This is a genomic window from Flavivirga rizhaonensis, assembly GCF_004791695.1.
In the GTDB taxonomy this organism is placed as follows: Bacteria; Bacteroidota; Bacteroidia; order Flavobacteriales; family Flavobacteriaceae; genus Flavivirga; species Flavivirga rizhaonensis.
Map to the genome: position 1 here is coordinate 127,853 of NZ_SRSO01000006.1, position 24,532 is coordinate 152,384.

A 24,532-nucleotide genomic window follows, 5' to 3' on the forward strand; every position below is an offset into this window, starting at 1 on the left:
CAAATACCGTAGATGAGATTATCAATTGCGTATAACGGAGTAAAAAATGGGATAGAATTACGCTTTAGCGAAGAGCCTATTAAAGAGTTGGCTCTCCTTATTAGGGAATTAGGCTTTAAGGAGTCTTTATCCAATCCAAAAATGTGGTATGTAGCCAACCATCCAGCCTATAACCATTTTACCAAGTCCTTAAAGGAAGTTCTTGATAAAGGAGACGATTGGAGAACAGTTGAGATACAACCATCCTTTAGCCCTTCTTTAGAAAATATTGACACCGACAAATTCAGTGTTGTAACTATCTACTATAAGGGAGAAGAAAAAGCAGAAACTCAGGATTATGTACTGTTTGATTCCTATAAGAAGGTGGCTGCCGAAATAGCTTCGCGTTTTGCAATGGAAACCTATGGGGGTGATTTTAAACATTTGGAAGTATTTCCTAGAAACTATAAGCGAAAAGCTCGCTCCCTTTTTAAGGAAGGGAAAATAATTTCAGAAACTCCTTCTTTAGCAAACAGTCATAAACAAACAAAACTAATTCTTAACGAGGAAGTATCAGAGCCTGAAAACGAAGAGAAGTATACCCCCAAACAAGAAGAAAAACAGAAAATTGAAGAAAGTAAAACTCCTGAAACTACAGAGTTAAAAAAGCCCATTGTTAAGGAAGAAGAAATTGAAACCTTAAAATTAAGAGAAACACTTAATGAAGTCATTGGAGAATTACTAACTCTTGAAGAAACCTTAGAAGGCGAATCTGAAACTATCATTGGAACGACACTCTTTGATTTAGAAGAAGCAGCTGAAGAACAAAATGACATTCATTTCAAGACACTATTATTAAAATCCATCCAACTCTTTAAAGATTGGGTTGACGATCTCGATGCACCCTCACGATTAATAGCCATTGCATCTATGAGTAAGTTAACCCAACTTTTGGATGGTACTACAATACTAGAAACCAAAAAAAAACCAAAAGGTAAATCCATTGCCAAGGACATTTTTTCCAGAGATCATATAGTCAAAAATGTATTGGTTCCAGCCCAAGCTGGAGAACCATTTCAATCTGGAGGATTATATGTTAATGAGAGAGATTTTTTAAAGATTAAGTTTCCAGAATTATATAAAATTAGCGATGACAACATTAATAAAGCTTCTGGGCTAGAACTATTCCAATTATCACAAATGGCACATCCCAAAGACTTTGGTATTGATGTAAATCGCTCTACTGTATTACAAGAATGGGAAAGTCGTGGTCGTGAAGCTTTTAAAGACATAGGGTTTCCTACTGATCTCAATTATCCCTATGTAAACATTCATGTTGGATATAAAAGTGTTTCACCTTTGGGGGTAGAAGTTCAAGCACATGAAGACAAGCATAAATGGTGGGCAGTTGTTGAACACGCTAGACCTATTGCAGATCTGGCAAAAGGTATTGCTATTATAGATGAAAAGCTGATGGAGTTTGTGGAGCAACGTCTGGAGGTCATCAATTCAAAAACAGGAAAACCGAAGACCGATAAAAAATCTAAAGAAATTTATTCTGATATAAGTTGGCAAATAGAACGATTAGAAAAGTCTAAACAAGTGATTTTAGATTATCTCAATAAAGACGAAGTACCTGAAGAATCAAAGGAACAGACAAAAACCAAAAAGAAAAAAACAAAGAAGCAAAAAGATTATATAGACCGAGTCGTTGCGGTAATGCACATTGCTTATACGGAATCCAAACGCTTATCAAAGAAAAAAATTGAGATACTTAAGGAAGAAACAGGCGCTCCCAATTTAGGAATGTTGTGGGAAGCCGTCGAACTTTCATGGCTACTATGGTACAAAATGATTTACAGGGAACCTATTCTATTCGAAGATCGTCTGCGTAAAATGGAACAATTTTGGAACAATGTACAACCTACCTATGCGTATTCAGACAGTAGCAAGGAACTTTATAAACAGTATTCCACACCTTGTCCCATTGGGGCTATCATAGCCGAATATACCCAAATGAAAACTGCCGACTTCATTTTTGAACCAAGTGCGGGGAATGGCTTATTGGTCATGGGGGCAAATCCAAGAATTACCCACGTTAATGAGATCGACACCAATAGAAAGCACTCTTTGGAGTATCAGAAATTTGGTAGGATCACCACCGAAAATGCAGCAGAACCATTTCCAGAAACTATGCATAAAGTACACGATGTTGTAGTGACTAATCCACCATTTGCTAAGTGGGAAGTATCAAAATTTGATAAAGAACGTATCTCACAAAAGTATTTTCAAAACAATTTGGGTGTAGCAAACAATATTCGTCTGGAACACCTTATGTCGGGGTTTGCCCTTTACACCATGACAGATCATGGTAGAGCAGCTATCATCATCATGGGGCATATTTATTTTGGTGCGGATGGTTTGCTTGCCAAATATCGCCCATTCTTTAATTGGCTCTACCGTCACTATATAGTGGATGATGTTATCAATATGAACAGTTACAAACTCTACAACAGGCAAGGTGCAGTAGAAAGAACAATGCTCATTCTTATTGGAGGACGTAAAACGCAACCAGGTGGCGTAGCACCCACCCAAGAGCAAGCACCATATTTAGAAACCATAGTAGAAACGTTTTCCGAACTCTGGAAGCGTGTAAAGTCACATATCAAACCCACAATCAACACTATTATCCAACAACTTAAAATTGCAAAGACATGATATATTACAACAATCAACTCATGCCCAATGATAACAGTGCCAAACTGTTTATGGTCACAAATTCGGTCCCTTTTGAGCGGTTTGAAGATCATGAAGCAGCCATTTACTTTGAAATAGATCAACTTGTTGACCATGCCGTAGGGAGTGGTGAAAATACCATTGCTCTCATTGAAAACTATTTGGAAATCACCTATACGGATGGTAGAACAATCGAAGAAATTGTAGCCTTTTTAATCCACACGGATAAACTGCAATGCGCTTTATGGACATTAAAAGAAAGTTGGGATAAATTCGATAAAACCTTGCCTGAAGATTCCTTGATGCATGGCGGTATTAGTAAAGATGAAGCCATACAAATTTATTCAGAAACCACGCTTCGTAGTTACTTAGAAGCACTAGCACAATTCAAAAATGACTGATACAGTAATAGAGATAGAAGAGGATGAATTTAAACAAAGCGCAGAAGAAGTGGCTAAGTTAGCCGAACAAGAAACAGCGCTTGTACCATATATCCCTAAGTCCAAAGCACCCTATGTGATGGATACCCTTATTCCAAGAAACATGGCGTTTGAGGTACAAAAATCCCTAAATCGTATTGTAAAGGAAAAAGGAAACATCGATAATTATGTGCGTAACGCACTTAAATACGAATCGACCAAAAAACTATGGAAAGGACTAGGCGCAGAACAAGTGGATGCCGTGGGGCTTTATTTAAAACAGTTTGAGAACGAACAAGGACTAATAATAGCAGATCAAACGGGAATCGGTAAAGGTCGGCAGGCTGCTGCGGTGATACGACATGCGGTTATGCAGGGTTACCTTCCCGTTTTCTTTACAAAAAAGCCTGACCTTTTTACAGATATGTATCGGGATTTAAAGGCTATTGGTTTTTCGAATATCAATCCATTTATTGTAAATACCGACACGGATGCTAAAATCAAAGATGCCAATGGGCATGTAGTCTTTTCACCTATGAGTAGTAAAGCGCAATTTGAGCTTCTTGTAAATGAGGTAGCATATTCAACTGAAAGTCGTGAATCTATAGAATGGCATAAAAAAATTGGTAAGAAACTACCTGACCCAGAAAAAGTACCATTCATAAAAATTCCAGAAACGTTAGATCACTTACCTATAGGCTATGATATGATCTTCTGTACCTATTCTCAAATACAATCAGCACATCCTTATAAGCGAAGATGGTTAGAGGATATAACTGCCAATGGCATGGAAGGAAGTAAGCGCTATAAGAAAGTTATATTTATTTTGGACGAATCACACATGGCTGGTGGTTATAATTCCATTATAGGAAAATGGATGCGAGAAGTACTTCCACAAACAAAAGCCTGCTGTTTTTTAAGTGCCACATTTGCTAAATATCCAGAGGTCATGCCTTTTTATGCTAAAAAAACTGCCATTGCAGAAACAGGTCTGAAAGACGACCATTTTGTAAGAGCAATGATTAGCGGTGGTTTGGCACTGCAAGAGATAGTAGCCTCCAATCTTTCTGAAAGTGGGCAACTCATTCGCAGACAACGCTCAAATGAGGGTATTAAAGTGGATTACATTGTATTGGGTCAGGAACCCCAACGGAGCAAGAACCGAGAAAGTGTTAACCGTATTATTGCTTTGATGAACGAAGTGGTACAGTTTGAACAGGAATTTATCACACCAATACTAAAAGACGTTCATCACGAAGCAAAATCACAAGGAGAGCGTGTAAAACAAAAACCGCGAGGTTTAGGCGTAAAGCAGTCCCCCTATTTCTCAAGGGTGTTCAATATTGTTGACCAAATGTTGTTCGCTCTCAAGGTTAAAGAGGTGGCAGAACACACCATTAAGCTTCTCAAAGAAGATAAAAAAGTGGTCATTGCCTTTAAATCCACTATGGGTGCATTTCTTAAGGAAATGAACTTGGTTAGTGGGGATATTGTACCTAATGATGAAACGGATTTTGTTCGGACATTGGTTAGAGGGCTTGACAGTCTTTTCTATTACAGTCATACAGCTATCGACGGGAGCAAGACAAGGGAACGTGTCCTATTACATGAACTACCACAGAATGGGATCGATATTTATGAGGACATCAAAAAAAAGATGTTAATGGAAAGCACCGGGCTTAATATTTCCCCAATAGATGAACTTATCCATCTTATCGAGCAGTCAAGAAAACCAAAGCATTTAGGAGGTCATAAGGATAACTATTTTAAAGTAGCTGAAGTTACTGGTCGTAATCAACGACTTCGTTTTGAAGATGATGAAACCGTTGTGCAGGCGTTCCGAAGTAATGCGGAAAGGTCTTTCAGGTTGTTTAACAATGGTGATTATGATGTATTACTTATAAACCAAAGTGGTAGTACAGGGTCTTCCGCACATGCAAGTAAAGATTTTAAGGATCAAAGGCAACGTGCCATGATCGTACATCAATTTGAATTAGATATCAATACAGAAGTCCAGAAGCGAGGGCGTATCAATAGAACTGGGCAAATGGTGTTGCCAGAATATTATTATATCACAAGCGATATTCCTATGGAAAAACGTTTAATGACTATGCTCAAGGCAAAACTAAAATCATTGGATGCTAATACCACAGGGTCGCAAAAAACCAATGACGACACGCTTAAAAGTGCCGATTTTCTTAACAAGTATGGCGATGTGGTTGCTTGGAGTTGGATTGACGAAAACCCCGAAATGTTGGAGACACTAGGCTATCCGTCCTATCATAAAAATTGGGACGGTGACCGTGACCGCAACGAGTCTAAAGAAGGAACCATACGACAACTTACAGGACGTGCGGGACTCTTAAAGGTAGAAGATCAGGACGCTTTATACAACGAACTGTTAGAACGTTATGATGCTCAAATAAAACTGGAAAAACAACAAGGTACTTACGATTTGGAAACTGAGTTTTTGCCTTTAGATGCCGAAATTAAAAAACGGTTTCTGTTTCAAAAGGGACAAGGAGGTGTAACCCCCTTCGGAAAAGATACGGTGAGAGACGTAACCGTTATAAACAATCTAAAGCGCCCTTTTACCAAACAGGAAATTGATGCCCGACTACAGGATGTGCTTGGAGGTGAAAAGCCCGTAGAGGTGCGTAATAGACTGGAAGACCAGATCAGTGAAGCCTATCCAAAACTCATAGAGCAGCGAAAGGCAAAGCGTATGGAAACCATTGAGAAGCTTAAAAAAGATCGTGACGGGCTACCTGAACGTGGAAGTGGTGAGACAGAAAAAGAGAATGAAAAAATTACGTCTGATTGGACAAAGCTAGAGGAACTTATCAATGAGAAGGTGTCCCAAACGGCAACCTATATTGCAGGGCTTGAAAATATAAATAGCACCATACTACGCTATATCAATTTCTGGCATATAGGCGATGTGGTTAAAGTACCATTTATAGGGACTTCCCTAGAAGCCTCTTGGGGGATTTTTATTGGAGTAAGTATCGGGAAATCCAAAAACCCCTATACCCTAAGTAATATAAGTTTAAAATTTGCAGTTACAGATTCCCGTAAGGTTATAACCTATAGTCTGCAACCAGCGGAGCAGAGCTTTATCAGTCTCATTTTTACGGAAAGTAAGGAGGTCAAAGTGGAAGATGTACAAATGGTCAATTTGGAATGGAATGCACTTATCAAAAAAGCATCATCAAAAAGGGAAAGACGACATATTTTAACTGAAAATATAGTAAGTGCTTCTAATCAAATAGGCACTGAGAACAAACTCATTAAATACAATACCAAGGACGGCACTATCAAAAGCGGCATTCTTATGTCACGTAGTTATGGAAAAGACGGCGAGAATAGTGCTGTACTTCCCATTTCAGAAGCTTATACCATTATTGATAAACTTCAGGTGGATGACCAATTTGATGACCATAAGTTACAGTTTCGCATCAAGCGGATAAGCGAAAATTATTTTCAGGTATTCCTAGTTAAAAAAGAATTATATGGAGCGATCATCGATGAGAGCTTACGTCGTTTTTTAAAGCATGATGAAGGTCAATCCCCAGATGAATTACCAAACTTTGTACAAAATGCAGGAGACATGACTGGAGCCTTGCACACAGATAATTTACAGTTGTTTTTAAACAGATTGGATGCTTTTGGGGTGCAATTTTTGGGGACAGCTCGTGAACTGGAAGATTGGGAAGTCGAAAATCAAGATGACTGGAAAGCAAAGACCAAACAGCAAAAGGGAACTTTTAAATACCAATTAGGTAGGGTGTATGGACAAGGTAGCAATCCAACGACTGGATTTGTTAGTTATGATGAGCCAAATGACACCTACGAATTTGGTGTTGTCATTTATAACAGGGCACTTACAGATAAAGAAAAGTATAATTATTCGTTAATCCCCATTTTTAAAAACGTTGAGGAGCCGTACCAAATTTGGAAAGAGATTATTGTACAAACCGAACTAAAAAATGATTTCAATAAGGTTGTAGAACGAAGCAGGAAATTGCCACTACATGAGGCGATAGAGACTTTGGGCTATTTTATCACAAACAATCCTCATGAGGATGGTAATTCCGAGTTTGTTTTTGGAACGTATACACCACAAGCATTGGGGCGTGTTTTCTATGAAGATGCCATAGCAGATATAACTGTAATTGATGAATTGATTGCTCAACTACAAATTGCCAAAATATGATAAACAATATGAAACTTGATGTTCCTGAAGCACAACAAATCCCACAGTTTATGAAGATTATTGATGATCTCAGTGTTGGCAACAATCCATATCTTGTAGGGAGTGCAGGAACTGGGAAAACAACTTTGGGAGAAAAGATTGCCTATGCCTTATTTGGTCGTGCAGAAAATGATGGAAAAGAATTACCTTTTACTATTGTTAATTGCAACCAGTGGACATCTCCAATTGACATCAAAGGAGGGCAAACCATTTCAGGATATAAAGAAGGCGCATTGATAGAAGCATGGAGAGATGGGAAAATCTTAATCCTTGACGAGATGCCGAAATTGGATGCCAATACCGCAGGACTTCTTAACGATGCACTGGCTAAGAGCGCCAAAGAAGATGCCATTATTTTTAATGGTAAAAATGACCCCATTGTAAAGCATAAAAACTTTGGCTGTATTGCTACGGGTAACGTGATAGGAAAAGGAGCTAGTGGAAATTACGTAGGGAACAATAAACAGGATGCCTCTCTTTTAGATAGATTTAGTGGTTCTATTTATCGCATCGGGTTTAATGAATCATTGGAGCGTCAATTAGTCTATCCAGTCGTTGTAAATATCTGCTTAGATATCCGTAAATCCATTCTGAAATACGAAGGGAAAGAAGCTGGTGACGACGATACTGAAGATATTATGACACTTCGTACCATGCTGAACTTGGAACGTGCCTATGAACTGGAGATGAAGCGAGAAACAGGAATGAAAGATGAGTTTGGAAAAACTTTACATAAAATCCCAAATGGAAAGACTCTGAAAGATGCTTTAGAAAGCTATTTTTTAGCAATGAACCGTGAGAAAGCAGAACACATCAAGAGTGAAGTCAATCTTGAAGGCTTAATGAACAAATACAAGGGCAGTGTGATGAAACCAGAATTTATAAAGGAATATAAAAGACGGATTGGATAATGAAGTCCAAAAAAATTACGAAAAAACCATATACTCATAATACCAACCTCTTAAAATGACTTGTCACCTCTCAAAGGTAACGTACCGAACCACAATTTTGAACCCTAACAATCAGAAGCTCATAAATTACTTTTATGAAGTACATGGGACTCCCTAAGAAACATAATAGCACTTCTCTCTCAAAAGGCAAGTACAACTATCTTTTATTTGATAGTGTGCTTGCCTTTAATAAGTTTGTAGATGAAGAAACACTAAGGCTATCCGTCGAGAACAAATCCCGATGGGTAACAGTGAAAGAGGGTTCGCAGCACTATATAAATTCCAATTCAGATTGGTTCGGAACACCTACCCCGAAAAGTATTGAAGCATTAGACAATCACCGCACGTTTTTGGGAATGCCATTACTTCGTAAGATACAACCCAAAATCAAAGACAAACTCACAAAATATTTAGAACATTTACAAGATGCCGTATTGCCAAAGCCAAAAATAGCATATAATGATCGTGGCTTAGGTGTTTTTTCGTTTGAACGTGCTTCAATGGCCATGTTCAAAAATTTTCCCATTAATACAAATACACCTATTGATACTAACGTGAGCCAGATGAATATCGAACTTCAAAATCATCAAATTCAAACGTCGGTCAAGAGTGTGTATGCCTATTTCAAGGACAAGCAAATGTCCTACCCGTCCTTGCAGCTCTATATTATGGCGGGAGCAAATGCCCGTATAAAAGGCGACGAGCTTTTGTATGTGGGACTTGCATGTTCTGAATTAGTAGCGTTTATGGAACTACGAGGTATTTCGGTAGAAGTGAATGTTCTTTTAGGAACATCATTCTTAAATCAAGCAACAATGGCTTGCATACGTGTAAAACGGTTCCAGGACAAACTGGACAAGAACCAGTTGTTGCTTATCAGTTCAGACCCTCGCTATTTTAGGTATCGCGGCTTTAAAGCACTCATAGCATTGAGCAATTATTTTGGTCTGACCATTCCGAGTGGATTGGGGCGTATCACCGCAGATATGGGCAATGGATTTGTTGCTACTCTAAACCCGAAAGGTTTTGTGTTTGAGCAAAGTTACGCAATGGATTCAGCCGTAAAGGAAGTTGCACAGATTATCGTGAATTATAAAAAACAGTTGGCTGCCTGATGAAGAAAAAAGTACTAAAATCAAACGTAATCCAAAACATCATGGATAGGGCTATTGAAATAAACAGAGGATGTCAGGAAAATTGCAGGGATTTTCAAATTATGGTATCTCCAATGCGAGAAAACACACTAATCTTACGTTGGACAACCATTGACATTTCCAACATCGACAAGCCTTTGCAATATTATCGCTACGAATGCTTTAAAATAGACGGCACGCCTCAGTTATGTTCAATACACTATTCAAATCAAGAGGAAGCAAACGCCTTTTTTTGGAGTTTAGAATCACTTTACAATCAGCAATTTGCAATCGACCATAAACTATAAATTAAGATTATGTATAAAACAAAAGACATCGAACCAAAGGAACTTAACACATTTGCCATAAAAAATCAAGATGAAATCCTGCAACACACAGGAAGCAAATTAGATTTAGTCAAAGCATGGGAAGTCATTAAAAACACCTCGAACAACTATACAAAATCTGATGAAAAAGTACAGGAAGCAGATACGCTTCTGTATCAAATCTTAAATCGAAAACAAGAATCAGCAGCACCTAAACAAACTAACTCAAAGAAACAGAAAGTATCTTCTTCTGAAGAAACTTTAGAGATTCAAGAAAAGGAACGATCAAGAGCCTTGGCACTTTTGGAACTGGAACTTGAATTATTAATTGCAGCTTAATACTAGATCATGACAATAGAAAAACTACAAAAACTTAAACTGGATGCAGTAAAACCAGAAACACTTCAAAAAGCGGTCAAAGATTTATTAGAAGACTATAATGAAGCTACGGATAAAGAGACTTTTAACAAAATAGCAAAAGACAACATTGAAAAGGTGTTTTCATTGGTAGAAAAACTGGCTCCAGATGCTATTGTTAAAGAGAAAAAAAATCCTGAACCAAAACCAAAGGGAAAAGAGGAAAAAAAGCTATCCAAGGACACAAAAAAAGAACTTGATGCGCTAAGTGAGGGGATTAAACAATGCCGAATCAAAATACGTAAGTACAATGAGGAAAAGCGAAAAGGTAAACCCCAAAAACCAAAGCCCAAACGTCACGAAAAAATCAAAAAACACTTTATTTCTATTGGCAATTTAATTCCACCAAACCTTAAAGAAAATTTGGAGGTTCAAAAAGAAGCTGAGAAGATATTACTTCGTGGTTATCGTGAAATTATAAACGCCTTTAGAATTAATACCATTCATGTTAAAGAAGGTGTAGAAGCTATTAAGGACAAGTACGATGAAATTGAAGAAAAAATCAAAAAATAACTATGAATAAAAAAGTCCTAATTATCACAAGTGCTGGGCTAATTATAGGTTTTGCTGAAGCCTTCCTTTATTACAACTTAGGCAAGAATGATAAAAATGAGAAGTTTAAGTTTCAAGTGCCTAAAGGAGCCGAACTCATGAAAACTATGGGCATCATCATTGTAACATCACTTGCCACAGCAGCATTATCAAATATTGTGGAAAACTCGCTTGCAAAGCACTCAAAAAAAAGTCCAATAACGGCATAACACTATGAAAAAAATTGAACACCATATATTTCTCTACAAGAATAATCTCATAATAAAATCACTTTTACAACCTATCCAAGAAAAGATTGCCATTTTTGACCGCATGTATAAATTGCTTGAAACTGTTTCAGATTGTGAAAAGGATGAGTTACTAGAGCAACTAGAGGCACTGGATTTGGAGATTATGGAAGATCTTGATGAGGAGTATGCCGATACGCTCAGTAACAATGAGCTAGTTGATGAAGCCAATGAAGAATCTCCCACAACGGAAAAGGTCGAAGAAGTAAACATTAAGATAAAATCTAAAAAGTCCAAAAAATTAAGCGATGAATCAATATTGGACGAACTCGTACAAAAGGGGCTTACCGATACTATAGGACGTACCACTTTGCGTGATTTGGGATTACAAGCACCATTAGGTTGGGATACCGTCATAGGCAAGTATCGTGTTATAAGAATTTCTACATTCAAGTATCGATATAGAATTGAGTTAAAGTAAATACCAAATTAATTATAATGCGCCATTTTATAATTAATGGAATTGGTATAACACTAATTTCATTTAATGGCACATATTGGAAATATAAACATTCTGAAAACATAGCATGAAACAATTGTAAAATTACTGTAAGCCTATATTCATTAGCTTGGCACAGAACAAATTATGCACATGCCAAATGAAGCGAACAGTATACGATTATCACGACTTACAGCAGAGTATCGATACCTTGATAGGCAAGTTTGGTCTGAACAAAACCATAGAAGTAATTGACAATCTTTCTGGTAATACCGAACTACAGTCAAAGGATTCAGAAAAGGTAAAACTACTTCTGGTATTTATCATTTCTCAAGCTATAGAAGTTTTCAATCTACAGGAAGAACACTTTTATTCAAGTACCATTCAGGAATACAGAGAGGCACGTATGGCTTGCTATTATTTACTCAAGAAATACACCAAAACTAGCTATGCCAAAATTGGCGAGAATTTCAAACAATCCAAAAGAGCCATTCTTTATAACTACCATAAATGTGATGAAATTTTATCGATTCCCCAGTACTACAAAACTTTTGTAGAAAAGTTCAAAACCTTGGAAAACAATACGATCAATTTTATTGCAAAATTAAACTAGCACCATGCAGAACCAAACAACTGAAGAAATAAAAGAAGCATTGACCACAAGTTCTGATGACATCCCATTTGAACAAATACAAAAGGAGAACGATAGCCCGCTTAACCGACCCGTAATCGAAAAAGATATAGGTGGTGAAAGTGTTAATGAGGAGCCTAAGAACTGGAATGTATGGAAACCTGAAAAAGAGCCTAAGACCATTGACGATTTAAATGCTAACAATACCACTGATTTTCGCAGCGAAGTGGAAGCATCTGTTGAACAGGAAAAAGCTAATGAGCCTTTGGATGCTCCAGAGCAGGACATTAATGGAGAAGGCTATGAAAATGAGGAGCCAATAACTGACCAAGATTTTGAAGTACCATTGGCACAAGCTAATCAAGCTGCCAATGCCATTTTGGGGATGACCAATAATATGTTGGCTGTTGGAGGTGGTTTCTTTGTAAAAATCACCAAGCATAAAGAATTTTACGAGTTCGAGGAGATCGTAAAGGTTATAGACGACCAAAATGAGAAGAATGTCAAACGCATAAAACTCGATGCAGAGGATATGGCGTTATTACGCCCATTGCTTGCCCAAGTGCTGCGTAAAAAAGCAAAGAAGCTAACCCCAGAACAACAACTGCTAGGTGCAATTGCTTCCATACTTATCAAAAAAGGGCAAGTGGTCATGGAGGTTCGGGCAGAAAACAATCTTTTGGAACAGCGCATATTGGATATCATCAGAGCAGAAAAGGGATATTCTGAACCTTTAGAGGAAAAAGTAGAGGAAGCAATAGATGAAGAAGTAGAGGAAGTTGTCGAGGCGAAACCTGAACCTATTAAAACACCTAAACCCAAACCCATCATAGAAGATGTTGAAGTTGAAGAAGTGGATGATGAATTTTCCAATGTTTCGATACTTGAGGTTGCTGAAGACAAAAAAACGGACACGAATGAAGAAAAGTAAATCTAATCCTGGCGCGATTCATATAAAGGAAGATCAGGAACGCCAACCCATGATTATGCTTGTTTGTGGTGAGACAGGTGTTGGAAAAACATATCGAAACAAGCTGGAGATCAAACACTATATGATGAATCACCTTGCAGTTGGAAAAAAAGGGCGTAAAGTTTTGGCTTTTGATACAAACGACGACGATTACCCGAAGTTTAGAACGGTAAGCCCAGATCATCTAAAAGCCTTTACAAAAGTCTCATCCCGTAGAATACGTCCGTTCAATCCCGATGGTTCACCAATGGATAACGACCAAAAAAAAGAAGTCATAACTAAAATAATGAAGCATTTTAAAAATGGTCTGGTTGTCCTTGACGACATCGACCATTATATGACAGGTGCAAAAGGACAGTCGATGATAGGTGCCTTGTGTACCGTGCGTCACAAGGGTATCGATATTCTGCTAACGCATCAATCGGTAGCAAAAATAACAACCTCAGAGTGGCAAAACTGCACCTGGTTACGCTTACATCATCAGGTGGATGATGTTACGCGCTATCGTGATCGTATTCCCAAGTACGAAATGGTTCGTATTGCCCAACTCATAGTGGACGAGCAATACGAATTGTGTTCAAATGCTTTTGCAAATGGAAAAATTACGGAACAACAATACAAAATCCAAAAGAGTTTTTTCGTGTACATTAATATGCGCGAGCAAAGCATACTCGGATGTAGTCGTTCAGCTTTTATTCGGGCTGCGAAGCGCTATATCGACCAAGAAGAAAGTCGCAAAATTAAAATGCTAATGAATGAGCAGGATTTTGAAGGAAACTGTATTTATCAAACCAAAAATGAAGCCATAATAAAAATGATTTCTGATAAACTAAGGTTTCACAAAAATGGGAACATTAGCCCTTTTATTTGATTTTATATGTTAAATTACTCTCACTTTCAAGGTTGTATTAAATAATGCCGTAAAGCTTTTCCCAAACCACATTATCTAATGCTCCATCTATAAAATCATCTATGTATATCCATCTATAATTGAATGAATAAAGTACTTTAAATCGTCTATGAAATGCATCGGGATTTTCACTTTCAATTTTAATGATAAGACTTTCACTTTGCATGCTATGACCAACGGTTTGTCCTCCTGCTTTTCTTATAATTCTTAATATACATAGAAAGGATTCAAAAGCCCTGTCATCTTGAAAAATAATAACGCATAACATAGTGTCCATTTGGTTTTTTAACTTTTTTGGATGGAAACGGTTTCTAATTATTATTTCTACCTACGCATCAGAGCAATATTAACCACCCAATTATTATTTTTCTTGACGTTTACAATTATATATTCGCATGAAGTTATACGTAGTGTTTTTATAGGAATAATAAAAAACCAATCAAATACGCAGTTCCGGCATCACTGATGAGAGTCAGCGTATATCCGGAACTTTGTATAGGAAGGCTTCAACTATTAATTAATTCGCTCCCATGATTTTTTTATAATGATATTCTCACTATTTTGCTGTACTGCTTTAACCTATACCTGATTCTGGCATGTCCCCCCGACATGATTTTTCGGAATCGTTGTATGGGTTGTTATCCGTCCTTAATCGTCTCAATTATATAAGGCTTGCTTGTGTTACCCATGTAAAATATAACGTGATTGCCATTGCTATTTAACAAACACCAATTTACAGAAACAAGGAGCGCCTATAATGTAACGGATTAACGTTTATCGTCTTTGGCAGATGCGTTAATTATTGAACGTCATTTATGACTATAAGGGATTATATGTTGTGTTTTTGGTAAAAAGTAAGGTTCGACAGAGCTGTTAAAACAGATCTGTACATCACTAGCACTGCGTTTATCTTTTGGATATAGCTTCTTAAACGTATCAAATAATTGCGATACCTCTTTTATGAGGTCATCATTATAAGATACTACGCCTGAGGTTATCAGCCTTTGAGTAGGTTGATTTTTATAGGCATCCGTTAACAAGTTGGTCATTGCATATTCTAAACTCTCCCAATCACGGTCAGCTTGAACTTTTTTTGTTATTTGCGTAGAATCAATTAACGTTTGGGAATAAGCGCTTGCAAAGATTAATGTGAATAGCATAAAAATTTTTATTTTCATAATGTCAAGTTGTTTTTATAATACGTTTTTTAATAGACACGAAACTATTTTAGAATTATTGAATGTAAACTGGATTAGGAACCCCTGAAGCAGACACCACATTATTACTTGAATCAATTTTAGTAATTTTTAGCTTTCCTTCTTCCATTTCAATTCTAAATTTGAAGCCTCCTTCTACAATCATTAAGTAGTTTGTTTGATAAAACCCTCCGTTTTTTTCTAGCTTAAATCTAATTGTATCATCCATTCACTAATGTGTTTGTTCGGTTTTGTAATTAACGACACTTGTTGTAATAACAAGAAAAAGTATTTAGTGGGTGGGTTTAGAATCGGTATTTAAAAAAAACATGGCAATTCACAAAAAAGAGGTCACCTAAAAAGTAATTTTCTAGGCGACCTCTTTTTGATTGTTTATGGGTTTTCTTTTTGAATTTGTGAGGATATGGATGTTTTTTGCTATTTTTTACTCATAATCTTCTATACTTCGCCTTATAGCATCGGCTTTTTCTTTTGGAAAATTACTTAATAAAATTTCTATGATCTCAGAGGGGGTATTTTCAATGGCTACTTATTAGGTTTAGTAAATGATATAGAGCTTATATCTGTTTCTCTTTTATAGTGTTAACACATGTATTTACCACAACATCATAAAAGAAAACTGTTTTATCGTTTTCATCATCAAATTCGGAGTAATCAGCCCATGCATTGAGGAATACTTCCTGCACAATTTCTTTAGCCACCACGAAATCCTTAACATATTGATATGCAATGGCACTTAGCTGTGGATGTAGGATTTTAAAAAGCTCTCTATAACTTTTAAATTTTGACTTTTGTTCATCTTTTATAGTGTCTACACATGCATTTATAACGGCATCATAAAAGAAATCTGTCATATCGTGTTCATTTTCTAACCCTGAGTAATCAGCCCATGCGTTAAGAAATACATCCTGTACAATTTCATTAGATTCCTCTATATTATTAACATAATGATTTGCAACTGCACTAAGTTGAGGATATAAGATTCTATAAAGATTTTTGTAATTTTTAAATTTTGATTTTGGTTCACTTGTCATGATATTGGGAGTTAATTTAACTAAAAGCACCCTAAATATAAGTGAATTATTATATAAAATGTAGGATTTTTAGTAAATGTAATTATAAAATCCCTCTAAGATAAGTTTTCATCCCTTAGAGGTAAATTTTACAATCCCATTAAAAGCGTTTTATCCCTTAGAGATAAGTTTTTATCCTTTAAAACTAATTTTAATCTACAATCTTTGTAGTTGGGAAAATGATAAATAAGGAATTGCAGTATTCCGTATTGTTTTCTTATTATAGATATTTACTAAAGAGGCATCTTAAATGGTTGCCTCTTTTTTTTGTGCCCTGTACATAACAGTTATCTTAACTATGTGATTGTTAGAAGCTATTTATATGGCTACATCTTATAAGTTTTTTGGTTAGATTAATACGTGTCTATTTTAATATTCCTAATTATATAGAATATGAAATACTAACCCACCCATTTTTTTAATTTTCTTGTTACTATTTATAGTAAACAAATATATTTTAAAAATGAAAAAACTTATCTATATATTATTGGTGCTTATGGCTAATAATAAGTCTTTTTCGCAAATAGAAGTTAATCAGATCTGGTTCACTGATTATGATAATTTTAATAAACCCGAACGCATACAAACGAAATTTTTCGATACTAATGGAAGAATAACACAAGATATAAGGTACGGATTTCCTACTTGTGTTTTTAATTTTAAATCGAGCATTTTAGTATCTAAAAAGAGTTACAGAAATGAAGAAGACTATGCCAACAATCTTGTGCGCTATTATTGGAATTATAAATACCAAAAACATGACAAATCAAAAATAACAAAAGTAGAGAGCAACCATACCAACTGTAATTATTTTTACGACAACAATAATAACCTCTATAAATTTGAATGGCTACGGCTTCATGATTCGACAAAAGCAACAAATCTACTTAAATACAATAAGCATAATGAAGTTATAGAACAAGAATATTTGGGTAATTGGAAAGACGTAATTTCAAGGCAAAAAGATACAGTGACTACGTTGCATTATTTATTTAATTATCCAAAACCTAACGATACAACTGTGAGTGTTTTAAAGGAAGTTTTTAAAAAAAATAAAATAATTTACAGCCAAAATATTGATGGGGAGGTTAAAACTACTAAACGATACATGTATGCTATAAAAAGGGATATAAAACAGCAGTTAGACGCTGTTTATACTAAAATGAAAAGAAACAATGATTTAAAGGAATTTATCACCGAACTAGCATATACTAACAACGGATTATTACAAAATATTCAAAAATTTGAGAAAATAAAAAACAATTGGACTTTAAAAATAAGAACCATTTTTGAGATTAAAGGAAAAACTTTAAATTTTAACCAAAAAGAAAAAGAAAAAATCAACTCATTTTTAATCACTGAATGTAAGGGCTGGTTATAATTATATTATGAGTTTATAGTCTTCTTATATAGAATAACAAGGAAATTAAAAAAATGCGTGGATGGTGCTTAAAATTAAAGGTATAGAAATAGAATATCAGATTATTTAACAAAAAAGCGAACCAACTTTAATCCTTTAGAGACAATTATTTATACGTTAGAAATAATTTTTATTAGTAACCTTTGTAATAAGAAATGATAAAGAAACTTAGCAGATCTATGTTGTTAAAATTCATTATTCTTAAAAAAGAGACATCCATTTAAGGTGTCTCTTTTTTTAGTTCCAAACACCTTTTTTAAAAGTTTCATAAAACAGATAAATAAAAATTATGCATACTGATTATGATAAAAAGAAATTAACCCATATTTATAATGCGCTTATGGAGTTTGCCAGTGGTAATTTAACGATAAGATTGAAAACAACACATAGGAAAGATGAGATAGAAACCCTTGCTCGGCTTATTAATGTAACTTTGGATAAAGTAAGCACTTTTTTTTACCATGACGGTTTTGTAAACCAAACGGAAACCTATAACTACCGAATTCAATCAATTTTTATATTGGATTGGGATGATAGTATGGTAGCGTTTAACCCTAGTGTAAAAAAAATTTTGGCTTTTAATGAAAATGAGCTAAAGGCTAAACCTTTTAATTCGTTACTAACCGATAAATCAAAATTAGAATGGGACTATTTAAAGTCTGAGCTGTCAAAAAAGGGTAAACTCCACAATGAATTTATAGAACTATCCTTTAAAACCAAACAAGATTCCATTATTATAATGAACTGCTTGGTTGATAAACTACTTGGTGAGAATGGTTCAGATGAAAAAATATTTATTACATCTGTAGAAATTGAGAAGGATAGCGAAAAAAAGAAAGGGGAACTGTATAAAAAAATAACTACCAGCACTATAAATAATGCTGCCCCAAAGCGTAAAAACTATAAATATCAGATAACTTTAAAGCCAGGAGACCTAGAAAAAATTAATCAAGTCCATGAATACATCCAAGAAAATCTTAGTGATCCACTTCCATCATTAAAGAAGTTGGCTGAATCTATTGGCACAAATGAATCAAGGCTTAGACACGGGTTTAAGTTCATATACGGAGAAAGCCCCTATGGTTTTTTTAAAAGCGAACGCTTAAACAAGGCACTTCAACTTGTGAAAAATAGCGATGTCCCTATTAAAAAAATCGCAACCCTTACCGGATTTAAACACGTCTCCCATTTTACAATAGCGTTTAAGAATAAATATAACTACACCCCAAGAGATATAAGAAAACAATCTCATATTAATAAAGTAGAGAAGGGGTTTAAAAACGTATAATACGTTTTTAAAATATTCATTTCAAGTATCAGAATCCCTCTCGGGTAAGTTGTTTTTCATTATAGATAAGCATTTCTCCCTCTCGTACAATTTTCTATCCCTTACAGAAAAGTTTTGTTTCCTAATTTTGAATCATTGATAATCAAGTGATTATTTCGTGATTTTAAAATTAGTACAAACGGAAAAATAAATATTATTAATTAAATGAAAACTAAAAATATACTACTGGAAATTATTTGTCTGCTACTTGTTGTATTATTTGTATATGCAGCTACCAACAAAATGTTCGATTTTGTTAATTTTAAACGACAGTTAGGAGAAAGCCCCTTATTAGGTGATTTTTCAAATGTGGTGGCTTGGTTTATTCCAACTATAGAAATTATTATCGCCTTCCTTTTGGTTATCCCAAAATTTAAAGCGTGGGGGCTTTATGCTTCCTTAATTCTTATGTCACTATTTACAATTTATCTTTTTATCATATTAAATTTTGTGCCACGAGAAGATATTCCTTGTTCCTGTGGTGGGATCTTAAATAAAATGGGATGGAAAGCACATATCTATTTTAACCTATTTTTTGTTATAATGGCAGCTACGGGTATTAAAGTTCATTCCTATCAAAAAAAACATAAAATCATTTATCCAACAACAGGATAAAACACCATATATCATTGCGCAATGATCTCAGGGGCATCCGAAAACCTGTAAAATAGAGTAGGAACAAATTATTAAAATCTATATTATGAAATCTAAATTTTTAAAAATCGGTTTACCTTTATTTGCCTTTATGTTTGCAATCCTATTATCTTCATTTACTGTTAATGATGTAACGATAACTGGATATTATGATAATCCAAATATTACTGGGATTGAAACTCAAGAAACTGAATGTGCTTTAACTGGAACTGGTGCTTTATGTCTTAAAGTTATAGGTCCTTTCGAGTCTTATCAATTATATGCAACTGATGAACTTGATACTATCGAAGATAATGAATTGAAAGTGGTTATTCCTTAATAGATTAATTAGAAAAGGTGTCCGCTTTGCGGACACTTTTTTTGTTATTGAACCACTATTTTGAAATAAAAAAAGGGAATTTATACATTAGTGTTGTTTAAATACATCAGTGTTTATAGGGTATATGAATACTGACCCCATAAAGTGTATTATCAGTACGATAATATATGGCATATCTTCGTTTAATGATGTTAGAGGAATTCGAAAACCCGTAAAAAAAATTATTAAAAATCCATATTATGAAGTCTAAATTTTTATTAAAGGTATATGTTTTTGTATTTGCCCTCATATTGTCTTCATTTACTAAAAATAGAGATAATTTAATAACAGGTTATTATTATAATCCCTTTGTGTCTGAAGTTCATGAAGTATTAACAGATTGTTCATTAACTGGAGTTGGTCAGTACTGTTTAGTAACAGTTGGGCCATATAGATACCAGTTGTACCTAACGAATGATCTTGATTTAATCCCAGACAATGAATTAAAAAAGGTTTATTGAGAGCAAGTACTAATGCAAAAAAGAGTAGAAATAAATTATTCAAAAATCAAAAAATTATGAAATCTAAAAAAAAGAAAGTCATTGTACATGTGTTTGCGATTATGCTAGCTATCTCATTATGTTCTTTTACTACTAATCGTGATGTTACTAAAACAGCTTATTATGACGATCCTTATATCCCTGAAATACAATCTACAACAATAGATTGTGAACTTTGTTCGGTAACTGGTACTGGAGATTTATGTACCATACAAGTGGGGCCATTCCAATTTCAATTGTATTGTACTCCTGATCTTGATACTATTCCAAATAATGAATTAAGGAGAATTGATCCCTGTTAAATTATTCTATAAAATATCCGTTTAAAGTGATTTCTCTATTAATTAAATTCTATTTAGAAACCAAAGTAAAATAACAGGGAGTCTGAAAACCTGAACAAAAGAGTAGGAAAAATTATTAAAATCTATAATTATGAAATTAAAGATGTTTAAAGTGATTTTACCAGTAGTTGTGTTTATTTTTGCCAGTGCATTATGCTCTTTTACTGTTAATAGTGATATCCCTAGAGTAGCCTATTATGACGATCCAAATATCGCAGGAGTTCAAGAAGTAACAATAACATGTTTAACTTGTTCGATAACTGGAACTGGTGATTTATGTAAAATACAAGTAGGACCATTCCATTATCAATTGTATTCAACTTCCGATCTTGATTTGGTACAAAATAATGAATTAAAACTTATTGTTAACTAAATTCTCTTGGTATCAGACAAGTATAAAACATCAAAGACAAAAAATCTGTTATTATTCTACACCTTGTTAAATTATCTCATTTACAATGTATCGTGGGTTAATTCAATTTGAAATTCACTTTCTCTTTAAAGGATAAGCATTTTTTCTGTACATGGTGCATAAAACAGTTCCCTCTTTTAAAGTAATGGGATGTGTATATATTTTTACTTCTTATACAATATCTAATACTGTAGAATAATAACAGGTTTTCGCATTGTACTCCTTATTAAATTCTTCTCTAAATATGCCTACTTCTTTAGGGTTACCAATAAATTAATTGGATAGAAGGATTATTATCGAAACTCACAAACACTGGAGCTGAACCTTCCAATGCAGATTCATCAGCATATAGACGCCAAGGATGTGAAGTTAGGGCAGTGATATGTACTTTAAATTTGTTGAAACCTCCTTTTTCGCTATGTATTTACATTTTATGGAGTTTGGAGTGGATATTTTGACACCTAAAAGTTTAAATAATGGATTTTTGTTTTAATATTCATTGTTTATATTTCTTTTGTCATGTCGAAATGAGGAACAATTGAGATATCTCATCACATTTCTATTAGGGTTTCAATAATGATGTGATTTCTCTCTCTGGGTCGAAATGACCACTATCACGTTAGTTAAAAGCTTTTAGCACAAACTAATATTATTGAGATTCACGTTTTATTCATTGTTTTTTATTTTATAATAATGAATTCATGAATCTTTCGATTTTACGGGAATGACAAAAAGATTAATAAAAATGCACGACATCCATTGACACTAATAAAAAAATGCCGTGCAACTTAAAATAATTCTTTGTATAAGTGACTAATTCAAAGACATTATTATGAAAAAAATAAGTTTGTTATTATTTTATATAACTTTTTTCGTCCATCTGTTAAAAGGGAAAAGATGATTTTAAATTTTTAACTACTCTAACCTAATTAATCTTAAAAACCATATCTATTCCCTTTTTGACATTGCATTGTTATATTGCGCTCATTTAAATCTTGTTGTTTTTTTATTGTTTAAAAATTCAGTCTAAACCGCGCTTCGACTTACTTCGGCTACGCTCAGCACAGGTCGCTCAGTGTGATTAATATTTAAAAAATATACTGATTCTTGGGGTTTATCGTTTTTCAGCACTATGTCTGTATCTTCAATCATATGATGACTACTATGTTCTTTTTTGATCCTAAAATCACTGTAAAGAAAAGTCTTGGTATCCAACCTTGTTTCTCTATTTACTGAAAACAGAAGTAATAGTATATTGATACCCAACAAAATGGTGATTACTATGATTACATCTTGCATATTTGCGTCTATTTATAGTTCGTATTAATTTTAAACTCAAACTCATCGTCTCCTAAAATGCATTTACCATCTACAATGCTACATACTTGATATTCATAATACCCCTTAATCACTGGACTTACAGAAAGTATTTTTACTTTTTGTCGAAATTCTGCGCTATGTTCAAAATAATTCACATGAACTTCAAACACCTTATCATATTCCTTTTTGGTATCAATGGGTATTACTTCCCCTATAAGCTGATAACTACCATTCGGTTCAAACTCAAAAGTTGTGGGCAAAGGACCGATTTTATAATTTTGAATATTACTATATAAATGCCAGGTAGTATCTAGTTTAATGTTAAAGATTAGTTCGACAATATCTCCTTGTTTTATATTTTGTTTTGATAGGTTACATTGCCATTTGGCGGGTTCCAAAATTTGAGCGGTTGCCGTTATACAAACTAACAAGGAACAGTACAGTACTATTTGTTTTAATATATTCATAGGTGTTTATTTTTTAATTCTCTAAACCTAAGTATTTACGGATTAAGGGCTCTAATCGTTCACCTCTTGCATTTCTATCTACAATCTTCCCCTCCTTGTCTAACAACCAAACTGTAGGCAATGCTGTAATGTTATATAAAGCGTGAAAGCTTACCAATGCATCTGCTCCATTATCTAAACGCTGTGGCCAAGTGGCATTCTTTTTCTTTATAATTTCTTCTACAAGTTCCTTAGCTTTATCCCCATGTGCTACAATCCCAATCACTTCAAACCCTTGGTTACGATACTTGTCATACAACGATTTTAAATGCGGCATTTCTTTAAGACAAGGCGCACAGTTAATGGACCAAAAATCGATTAATACGACTTTACCTCTCAAATTGTTTAGGTTTATTTCTTTACCACCCATTGATGTAAATACCATTTCCAACGGTTCTTCAGAAGATTTTTTCTCTAATGTTTCCTCTGCTTCCAAATTATTCGCTAAAACTTTATGTAAAGCCTTAACCCCCAAACGATCAGACAGAGGACTACTATTACCTGTTTTTATAAAAAACTCCTTCATATAGGTTCTTGCTAGTTTAGGCGAAACCTGTTTAAGGTTATTCAAAAAAGACGGGATATATCTTGACAAACGCTCAGAGTTTGGGTAGGTGTCTATAAGTTTATAGAGGCGTTGCCGAAAAGAAGCCCAGTAATAGGTATCAATAGACTCCCAATAATCAGATTCCATAGGTTCTTTTGGTAGACAAAAATACCTTTCTTTTGCTAACATATAATCTCGGCTTATAAGACCCATAGATACAAGTAATTTACGATCTATTGATGCGTTGGAAGCTAAAGTTATTTCTATCAATTTATTTCCATATTGTAACCATCGTTCTTTAGCTTGTTCGTCTATAGGTAACGCACGACGTGCCTGAGCCCATTCTTTTGATGAACTTGTTCTTTGAAATTTTAAAAGAAATTGGGATTGGTCTTCGGGCATATTTTCTGCAATAAACAAAGGTCTAAAAGGAGAACTTAAAAAAAACCTTAAGGCTTTTTCATAATGTGAATTATTAGGGTACTTGTTCAAAAAATCTTCTACTAACCTATTTCTGTTTAACTTAAGTTCGTCCACATATTTTAAATACTCAAAAACATTTGCTTTTTTAACGATCTCAGCTTCTTCATAAGTTGAAGTAAACATGTTTTTTATGTAATTCAAATGCTCCCAATCTTTTTCAACTTGTGTTTTTTCATCAGCTATGTTTTCCAGTGGAGTTTTTGTATTAGTATTATTGTTTTGTGAGCAAACACTATTTGTAAACCCAACGTATGATAGCAACATAAGAAAACTTGTTATTGTTTTTAAATTCATTTTTTATGTTTTTGTTTGTTTTTCAGTAAGCTCAGGATAATAATATTTGTCTGGTTGGACATCTTATTAGTTTTAA

26 protein-coding genes are annotated in these 24,532 nt (G+C 34.4%); 20 read left to right on the top strand and 6 right to left on the bottom strand.

All coding sequences use genetic code 11. From position 1 onward, the window contains the following. Positions 1-12: 12 nt before the first annotated feature. From EM932_RS06055 to EM932_RS06115, 13 genes are all read left to right on the top strand, one after another. On the top strand, positions 13-2,697 hold the full coding sequence (locus tag EM932_RS06055) for an N-6 DNA methylase (protein WP_135876282.1): 2,685 nt from the start codon (positions 13-15) through the stop codon (positions 2,695-2,697). Continuing rightward, positions 2,694-3,116 carry a hypothetical protein gene (locus tag EM932_RS06060; protein ID WP_135876283.1) on the top strand — a complete coding sequence of 141 codons (423 nt, stop codon included), beginning with the start codon at positions 2,694-2,696 and terminating at the stop codon, positions 3,114-3,116. Before EM932_RS06055 ends, EM932_RS06060 begins: the two co-directional genes overlap by 4 nt. After that, positions 3,109-7,350, top strand: coding sequence for a strawberry notch C-terminal domain-containing protein (locus tag EM932_RS06065; protein ID WP_135876284.1), 4,242 nt, complete (start codon positions 3,109-3,111; stop codon positions 7,348-7,350). The genes EM932_RS06060 and EM932_RS06065 overlap by 8 nt, the downstream gene beginning before the upstream one ends. Next, positions 7,350-8,300: an AAA family ATPase gene (locus EM932_RS06070; protein ID WP_135876355.1), complete on the top strand. Its 951-nt coding sequence runs from the start codon at positions 7,350-7,352 to the stop codon at positions 8,298-8,300. Before EM932_RS06065 ends, EM932_RS06070 begins: the two co-directional genes overlap by 1 nt. A 134-nt stretch (positions 8,301-8,434) precedes the next feature. Then, positions 8,435-9,454, top strand: a complete 1,020-nt coding sequence (locus EM932_RS06075) for a DUF7192 family protein (protein ID WP_317129357.1) — start codon at positions 8,435-8,437, stop codon at positions 9,452-9,454. After that, positions 9,454-9,780, top strand: coding sequence for a hypothetical protein (locus EM932_RS06080; RefSeq protein WP_135876285.1), 327 nt, complete (start codon positions 9,454-9,456; stop codon positions 9,778-9,780). Before EM932_RS06075 ends, EM932_RS06080 begins: the two co-directional genes overlap by 1 nt. A gap of 9 nt (positions 9,781-9,789) precedes the next feature. Next, positions 9,790-10,137, top strand: a complete 348-nt coding sequence (locus EM932_RS06085; RefSeq protein ID WP_135876286.1) for a hypothetical protein — start codon at positions 9,790-9,792, stop codon at positions 10,135-10,137. Positions 10,138-10,146: 9 nt separating this feature from the next. Further along, positions 10,147-10,728: a hypothetical protein gene (locus tag EM932_RS06090; RefSeq protein WP_135876287.1), complete on the top strand. Its 582-nt coding sequence runs from the start codon at positions 10,147-10,149 to the stop codon at positions 10,726-10,728. A gap of 2 nt (positions 10,729-10,730) precedes the next feature. Then, entirely contained in the window at positions 10,731-10,976 is a 246-nt protein-coding gene (locus EM932_RS06095; RefSeq protein WP_135876288.1) for a hypothetical protein, read from the top strand. 4 nt (positions 10,977-10,980) lie between these two features. Further along, entirely contained in the window at positions 10,981-11,475 is a 495-nt protein-coding gene (locus EM932_RS06100; protein WP_135876289.1) for a hypothetical protein, read from the top strand. A gap of 178 nt (positions 11,476-11,653) precedes the next feature. Continuing rightward, on the top strand, positions 11,654-12,106 hold the full coding sequence (locus EM932_RS06105; RefSeq protein WP_135876290.1) for a hypothetical protein: 453 nt from the start codon (positions 11,654-11,656) through the stop codon (positions 12,104-12,106). A gap of 4 nt (positions 12,107-12,110) precedes the next feature. Beyond that, positions 12,111-13,055 (top strand): hypothetical protein, encoded by a 945-nt coding sequence (locus EM932_RS06110; RefSeq protein ID WP_135876291.1) that lies wholly within the window; start codon positions 12,111-12,113, stop codon positions 13,053-13,055. Beyond that, positions 13,042-13,965, top strand: a complete 924-nt coding sequence (locus EM932_RS06115) for a zonular occludens toxin domain-containing protein (protein WP_135876292.1) — start codon at positions 13,042-13,044, stop codon at positions 13,963-13,965. The genes EM932_RS06110 and EM932_RS06115 overlap by 14 nt, the downstream gene beginning before the upstream one ends. Before the next feature lie 37 nt (positions 13,966-14,002). Here the strand turns inward: EM932_RS06115 and EM932_RS06120 are convergent, their stop codons facing one another. From EM932_RS06120 to EM932_RS06135, 4 genes are all read right to left on the bottom strand, one after another. Next, positions 14,003-14,281, bottom strand: a complete 279-nt coding sequence (locus tag EM932_RS06120; protein WP_135876293.1) for a hypothetical protein — start codon at positions 14,279-14,281, stop codon at positions 14,003-14,005. Positions 14,282-14,813: 532 nt separating this feature from the next. Beyond that, positions 14,814-15,164 carry a hypothetical protein gene (locus tag EM932_RS06125; protein WP_135876294.1) on the bottom strand — a complete coding sequence of 117 codons (351 nt, stop codon included), beginning with the start codon at positions 15,162-15,164 and terminating at the stop codon, positions 14,814-14,816. 73 nt (positions 15,165-15,237) lie between these two features. Then, positions 15,238-15,429: a hypothetical protein gene (locus EM932_RS06130; RefSeq protein ID WP_135876295.1), complete on the bottom strand. Its 192-nt coding sequence runs from the start codon at positions 15,427-15,429 to the stop codon at positions 15,238-15,240. A gap of 349 nt (positions 15,430-15,778) precedes the next feature. After that, positions 15,779-16,255, bottom strand: coding sequence for a sigma factor (locus EM932_RS06135; protein ID WP_135876296.1), 477 nt, complete (start codon positions 16,253-16,255; stop codon positions 15,779-15,781). 502 nt (positions 16,256-16,757) lie between these two features. Between EM932_RS06135 and EM932_RS06140 the strand changes: the two genes are divergently transcribed. The 7 genes from EM932_RS06140 (at position 16,758) to EM932_RS06170 (ending at position 21,267) form a co-directional block, all read left to right on the top strand. Next, a complete protein-coding gene (locus EM932_RS06140; protein ID WP_135876297.1) occupies positions 16,758-17,675 on the top strand; it encodes a hypothetical protein in 918 nt (305 codons plus the stop codon). A gap of 328 nt (positions 17,676-18,003) precedes the next feature. Next, positions 18,004-19,002, top strand: coding sequence for a helix-turn-helix domain-containing protein (locus EM932_RS06145; RefSeq protein WP_135876298.1), 999 nt, complete (start codon positions 18,004-18,006; stop codon positions 19,000-19,002). A gap of 204 nt (positions 19,003-19,206) precedes the next feature. Beyond that, positions 19,207-19,656, top strand: a complete 450-nt coding sequence (locus EM932_RS06150) for a MauE/DoxX family redox-associated membrane protein (RefSeq protein ID WP_135876299.1) — start codon at positions 19,207-19,209, stop codon at positions 19,654-19,656. 85 nt (positions 19,657-19,741) lie between these two features. Next, entirely contained in the window at positions 19,742-20,014 is a 273-nt protein-coding gene (locus EM932_RS06155; protein WP_262709940.1) for a DUF6520 family protein, read from the top strand. A 239-nt stretch (positions 20,015-20,253) separates the two neighbouring features. Further along, entirely contained in the window at positions 20,254-20,514 is a 261-nt protein-coding gene (locus tag EM932_RS06160; RefSeq protein WP_135876301.1) for a DUF6520 family protein, read from the top strand. Positions 20,515-20,570: 56 nt separating this feature from the next. After that, entirely contained in the window at positions 20,571-20,855 is a 285-nt protein-coding gene (locus EM932_RS06165; RefSeq protein ID WP_135876302.1) for a DUF6520 family protein, read from the top strand. A gap of 130 nt (positions 20,856-20,985) precedes the next feature. Next, the gene (locus tag EM932_RS06170) at positions 20,986-21,267 is read left to right on the top strand and encodes a DUF6520 family protein (RefSeq protein ID WP_135876303.1); all 282 of its coding nucleotides are present in this window, start codon (positions 20,986-20,988) and stop codon (positions 21,265-21,267) included. A gap of 1,346 nt (positions 21,268-22,613) precedes the next feature. Here the strand turns inward: EM932_RS06170 and EM932_RS06175 are convergent. After that, complete coding sequence (locus tag EM932_RS06175) at positions 22,614-23,093, bottom strand: protein-disulfide reductase DsbD domain-containing protein (protein WP_135876304.1); 480 nt, start codon at positions 23,091-23,093, stop codon at positions 22,614-22,616. A 13-nt stretch (positions 23,094-23,106) separates the two neighbouring features. Beyond that, positions 23,107-24,456, bottom strand: coding sequence for a TlpA family protein disulfide reductase (locus EM932_RS06180; RefSeq protein ID WP_135876305.1), 1,350 nt, complete (start codon positions 24,454-24,456; stop codon positions 23,107-23,109). Positions 24,457-24,532 lie beyond the last annotated feature (76 nt).

Coding starts and splice junctions, on each gene's coding strand:
- EM932_RS06090 (WP_135876287.1), top strand. CDS start 10,147: ATGACAATAGAAAAACTACAAAAACTTAAACTGGATGCAGTAAAACCA.
- EM932_RS06180 (WP_135876305.1), bottom strand. CDS start 24,456: ATGAATTTAAAAACAATAACAAGTTTTCTTATGTTGCTATCATACGTT.
- EM932_RS06100 (WP_135876289.1), top strand. CDS start 10,981: ATGAAAAAAATTGAACACCATATATTTCTCTACAAGAATAATCTCATA.
- EM932_RS06115 (WP_135876292.1), top strand. CDS start 13,042: ATGAAGAAAAGTAAATCTAATCCTGGCGCGATTCATATAAAGGAAGAT.
- EM932_RS06155 (WP_262709940.1), top strand. CDS start 19,742: ATGAAATCTAAATTTTTAAAAATCGGTTTACCTTTATTTGCCTTTATG.
- EM932_RS06125 (WP_135876294.1), bottom strand. CDS start 15,164: ATGCTATTCACATTAATCTTTGCAAGCGCTTATTCCCAAACGTTAATT.
- EM932_RS06095 (WP_135876288.1), top strand. CDS start 10,731: ATGAATAAAAAAGTCCTAATTATCACAAGTGCTGGGCTAATTATAGGT.
- EM932_RS06110 (WP_135876291.1), top strand. CDS start 12,111: ATGCAGAACCAAACAACTGAAGAAATAAAAGAAGCATTGACCACAAGT.
- EM932_RS06170 (WP_135876303.1), top strand. CDS start 20,986: ATGAAATTAAAGATGTTTAAAGTGATTTTACCAGTAGTTGTGTTTATT.
- EM932_RS06165 (WP_135876302.1), top strand. CDS start 20,571: ATGAAATCTAAAAAAAAGAAAGTCATTGTACATGTGTTTGCGATTATG.
- EM932_RS06080 (WP_135876285.1), top strand. CDS start 9,454: ATGAAGAAAAAAGTACTAAAATCAAACGTAATCCAAAACATCATGGAT.
- EM932_RS06055 (WP_135876282.1), top strand. CDS start 13: ATGAGATTATCAATTGCGTATAACGGAGTAAAAAATGGGATAGAATTA.
- EM932_RS06160 (WP_135876301.1), top strand. CDS start 20,254: ATGAAGTCTAAATTTTTATTAAAGGTATATGTTTTTGTATTTGCCCTC.
- EM932_RS06105 (WP_135876290.1), top strand. CDS start 11,654: ATGAAGCGAACAGTATACGATTATCACGACTTACAGCAGAGTATCGAT.
- EM932_RS06135 (WP_135876296.1), bottom strand. CDS start 16,255: ATGACAAGTGAACCAAAATCAAAATTTAAAAATTACAAAAATCTTTAT.
- EM932_RS06075 (WP_317129357.1), top strand. CDS start 8,435: ATGAAGTACATGGGACTCCCTAAGAAACATAATAGCACTTCTCTCTCA.
- EM932_RS06085 (WP_135876286.1), top strand. CDS start 9,790: ATGTATAAAACAAAAGACATCGAACCAAAGGAACTTAACACATTTGCC.
- EM932_RS06060 (WP_135876283.1), top strand. CDS start 2,694: ATGATATATTACAACAATCAACTCATGCCCAATGATAACAGTGCCAAA.
- EM932_RS06175 (WP_135876304.1), bottom strand. CDS start 23,093: ATGAATATATTAAAACAAATAGTACTGTACTGTTCCTTGTTAGTTTGT.
- EM932_RS06140 (WP_135876297.1), top strand. CDS start 16,758: ATGAAAAAACTTATCTATATATTATTGGTGCTTATGGCTAATAATAAG.
- EM932_RS06130 (WP_135876295.1), bottom strand. CDS start 15,429: ATGGATGATACAATTAGATTTAAGCTAGAAAAAAACGGAGGGTTTTAT.
- EM932_RS06065 (WP_135876284.1), top strand. CDS start 3,109: ATGACTGATACAGTAATAGAGATAGAAGAGGATGAATTTAAACAAAGC.
- EM932_RS06145 (WP_135876298.1), top strand. CDS start 18,004: ATGCATACTGATTATGATAAAAAGAAATTAACCCATATTTATAATGCG.
- EM932_RS06150 (WP_135876299.1), top strand. CDS start 19,207: ATGAAAACTAAAAATATACTACTGGAAATTATTTGTCTGCTACTTGTT.
- EM932_RS06120 (WP_135876293.1), bottom strand. CDS start 14,281: ATGGACACTATGTTATGCGTTATTATTTTTCAAGATGACAGGGCTTTT.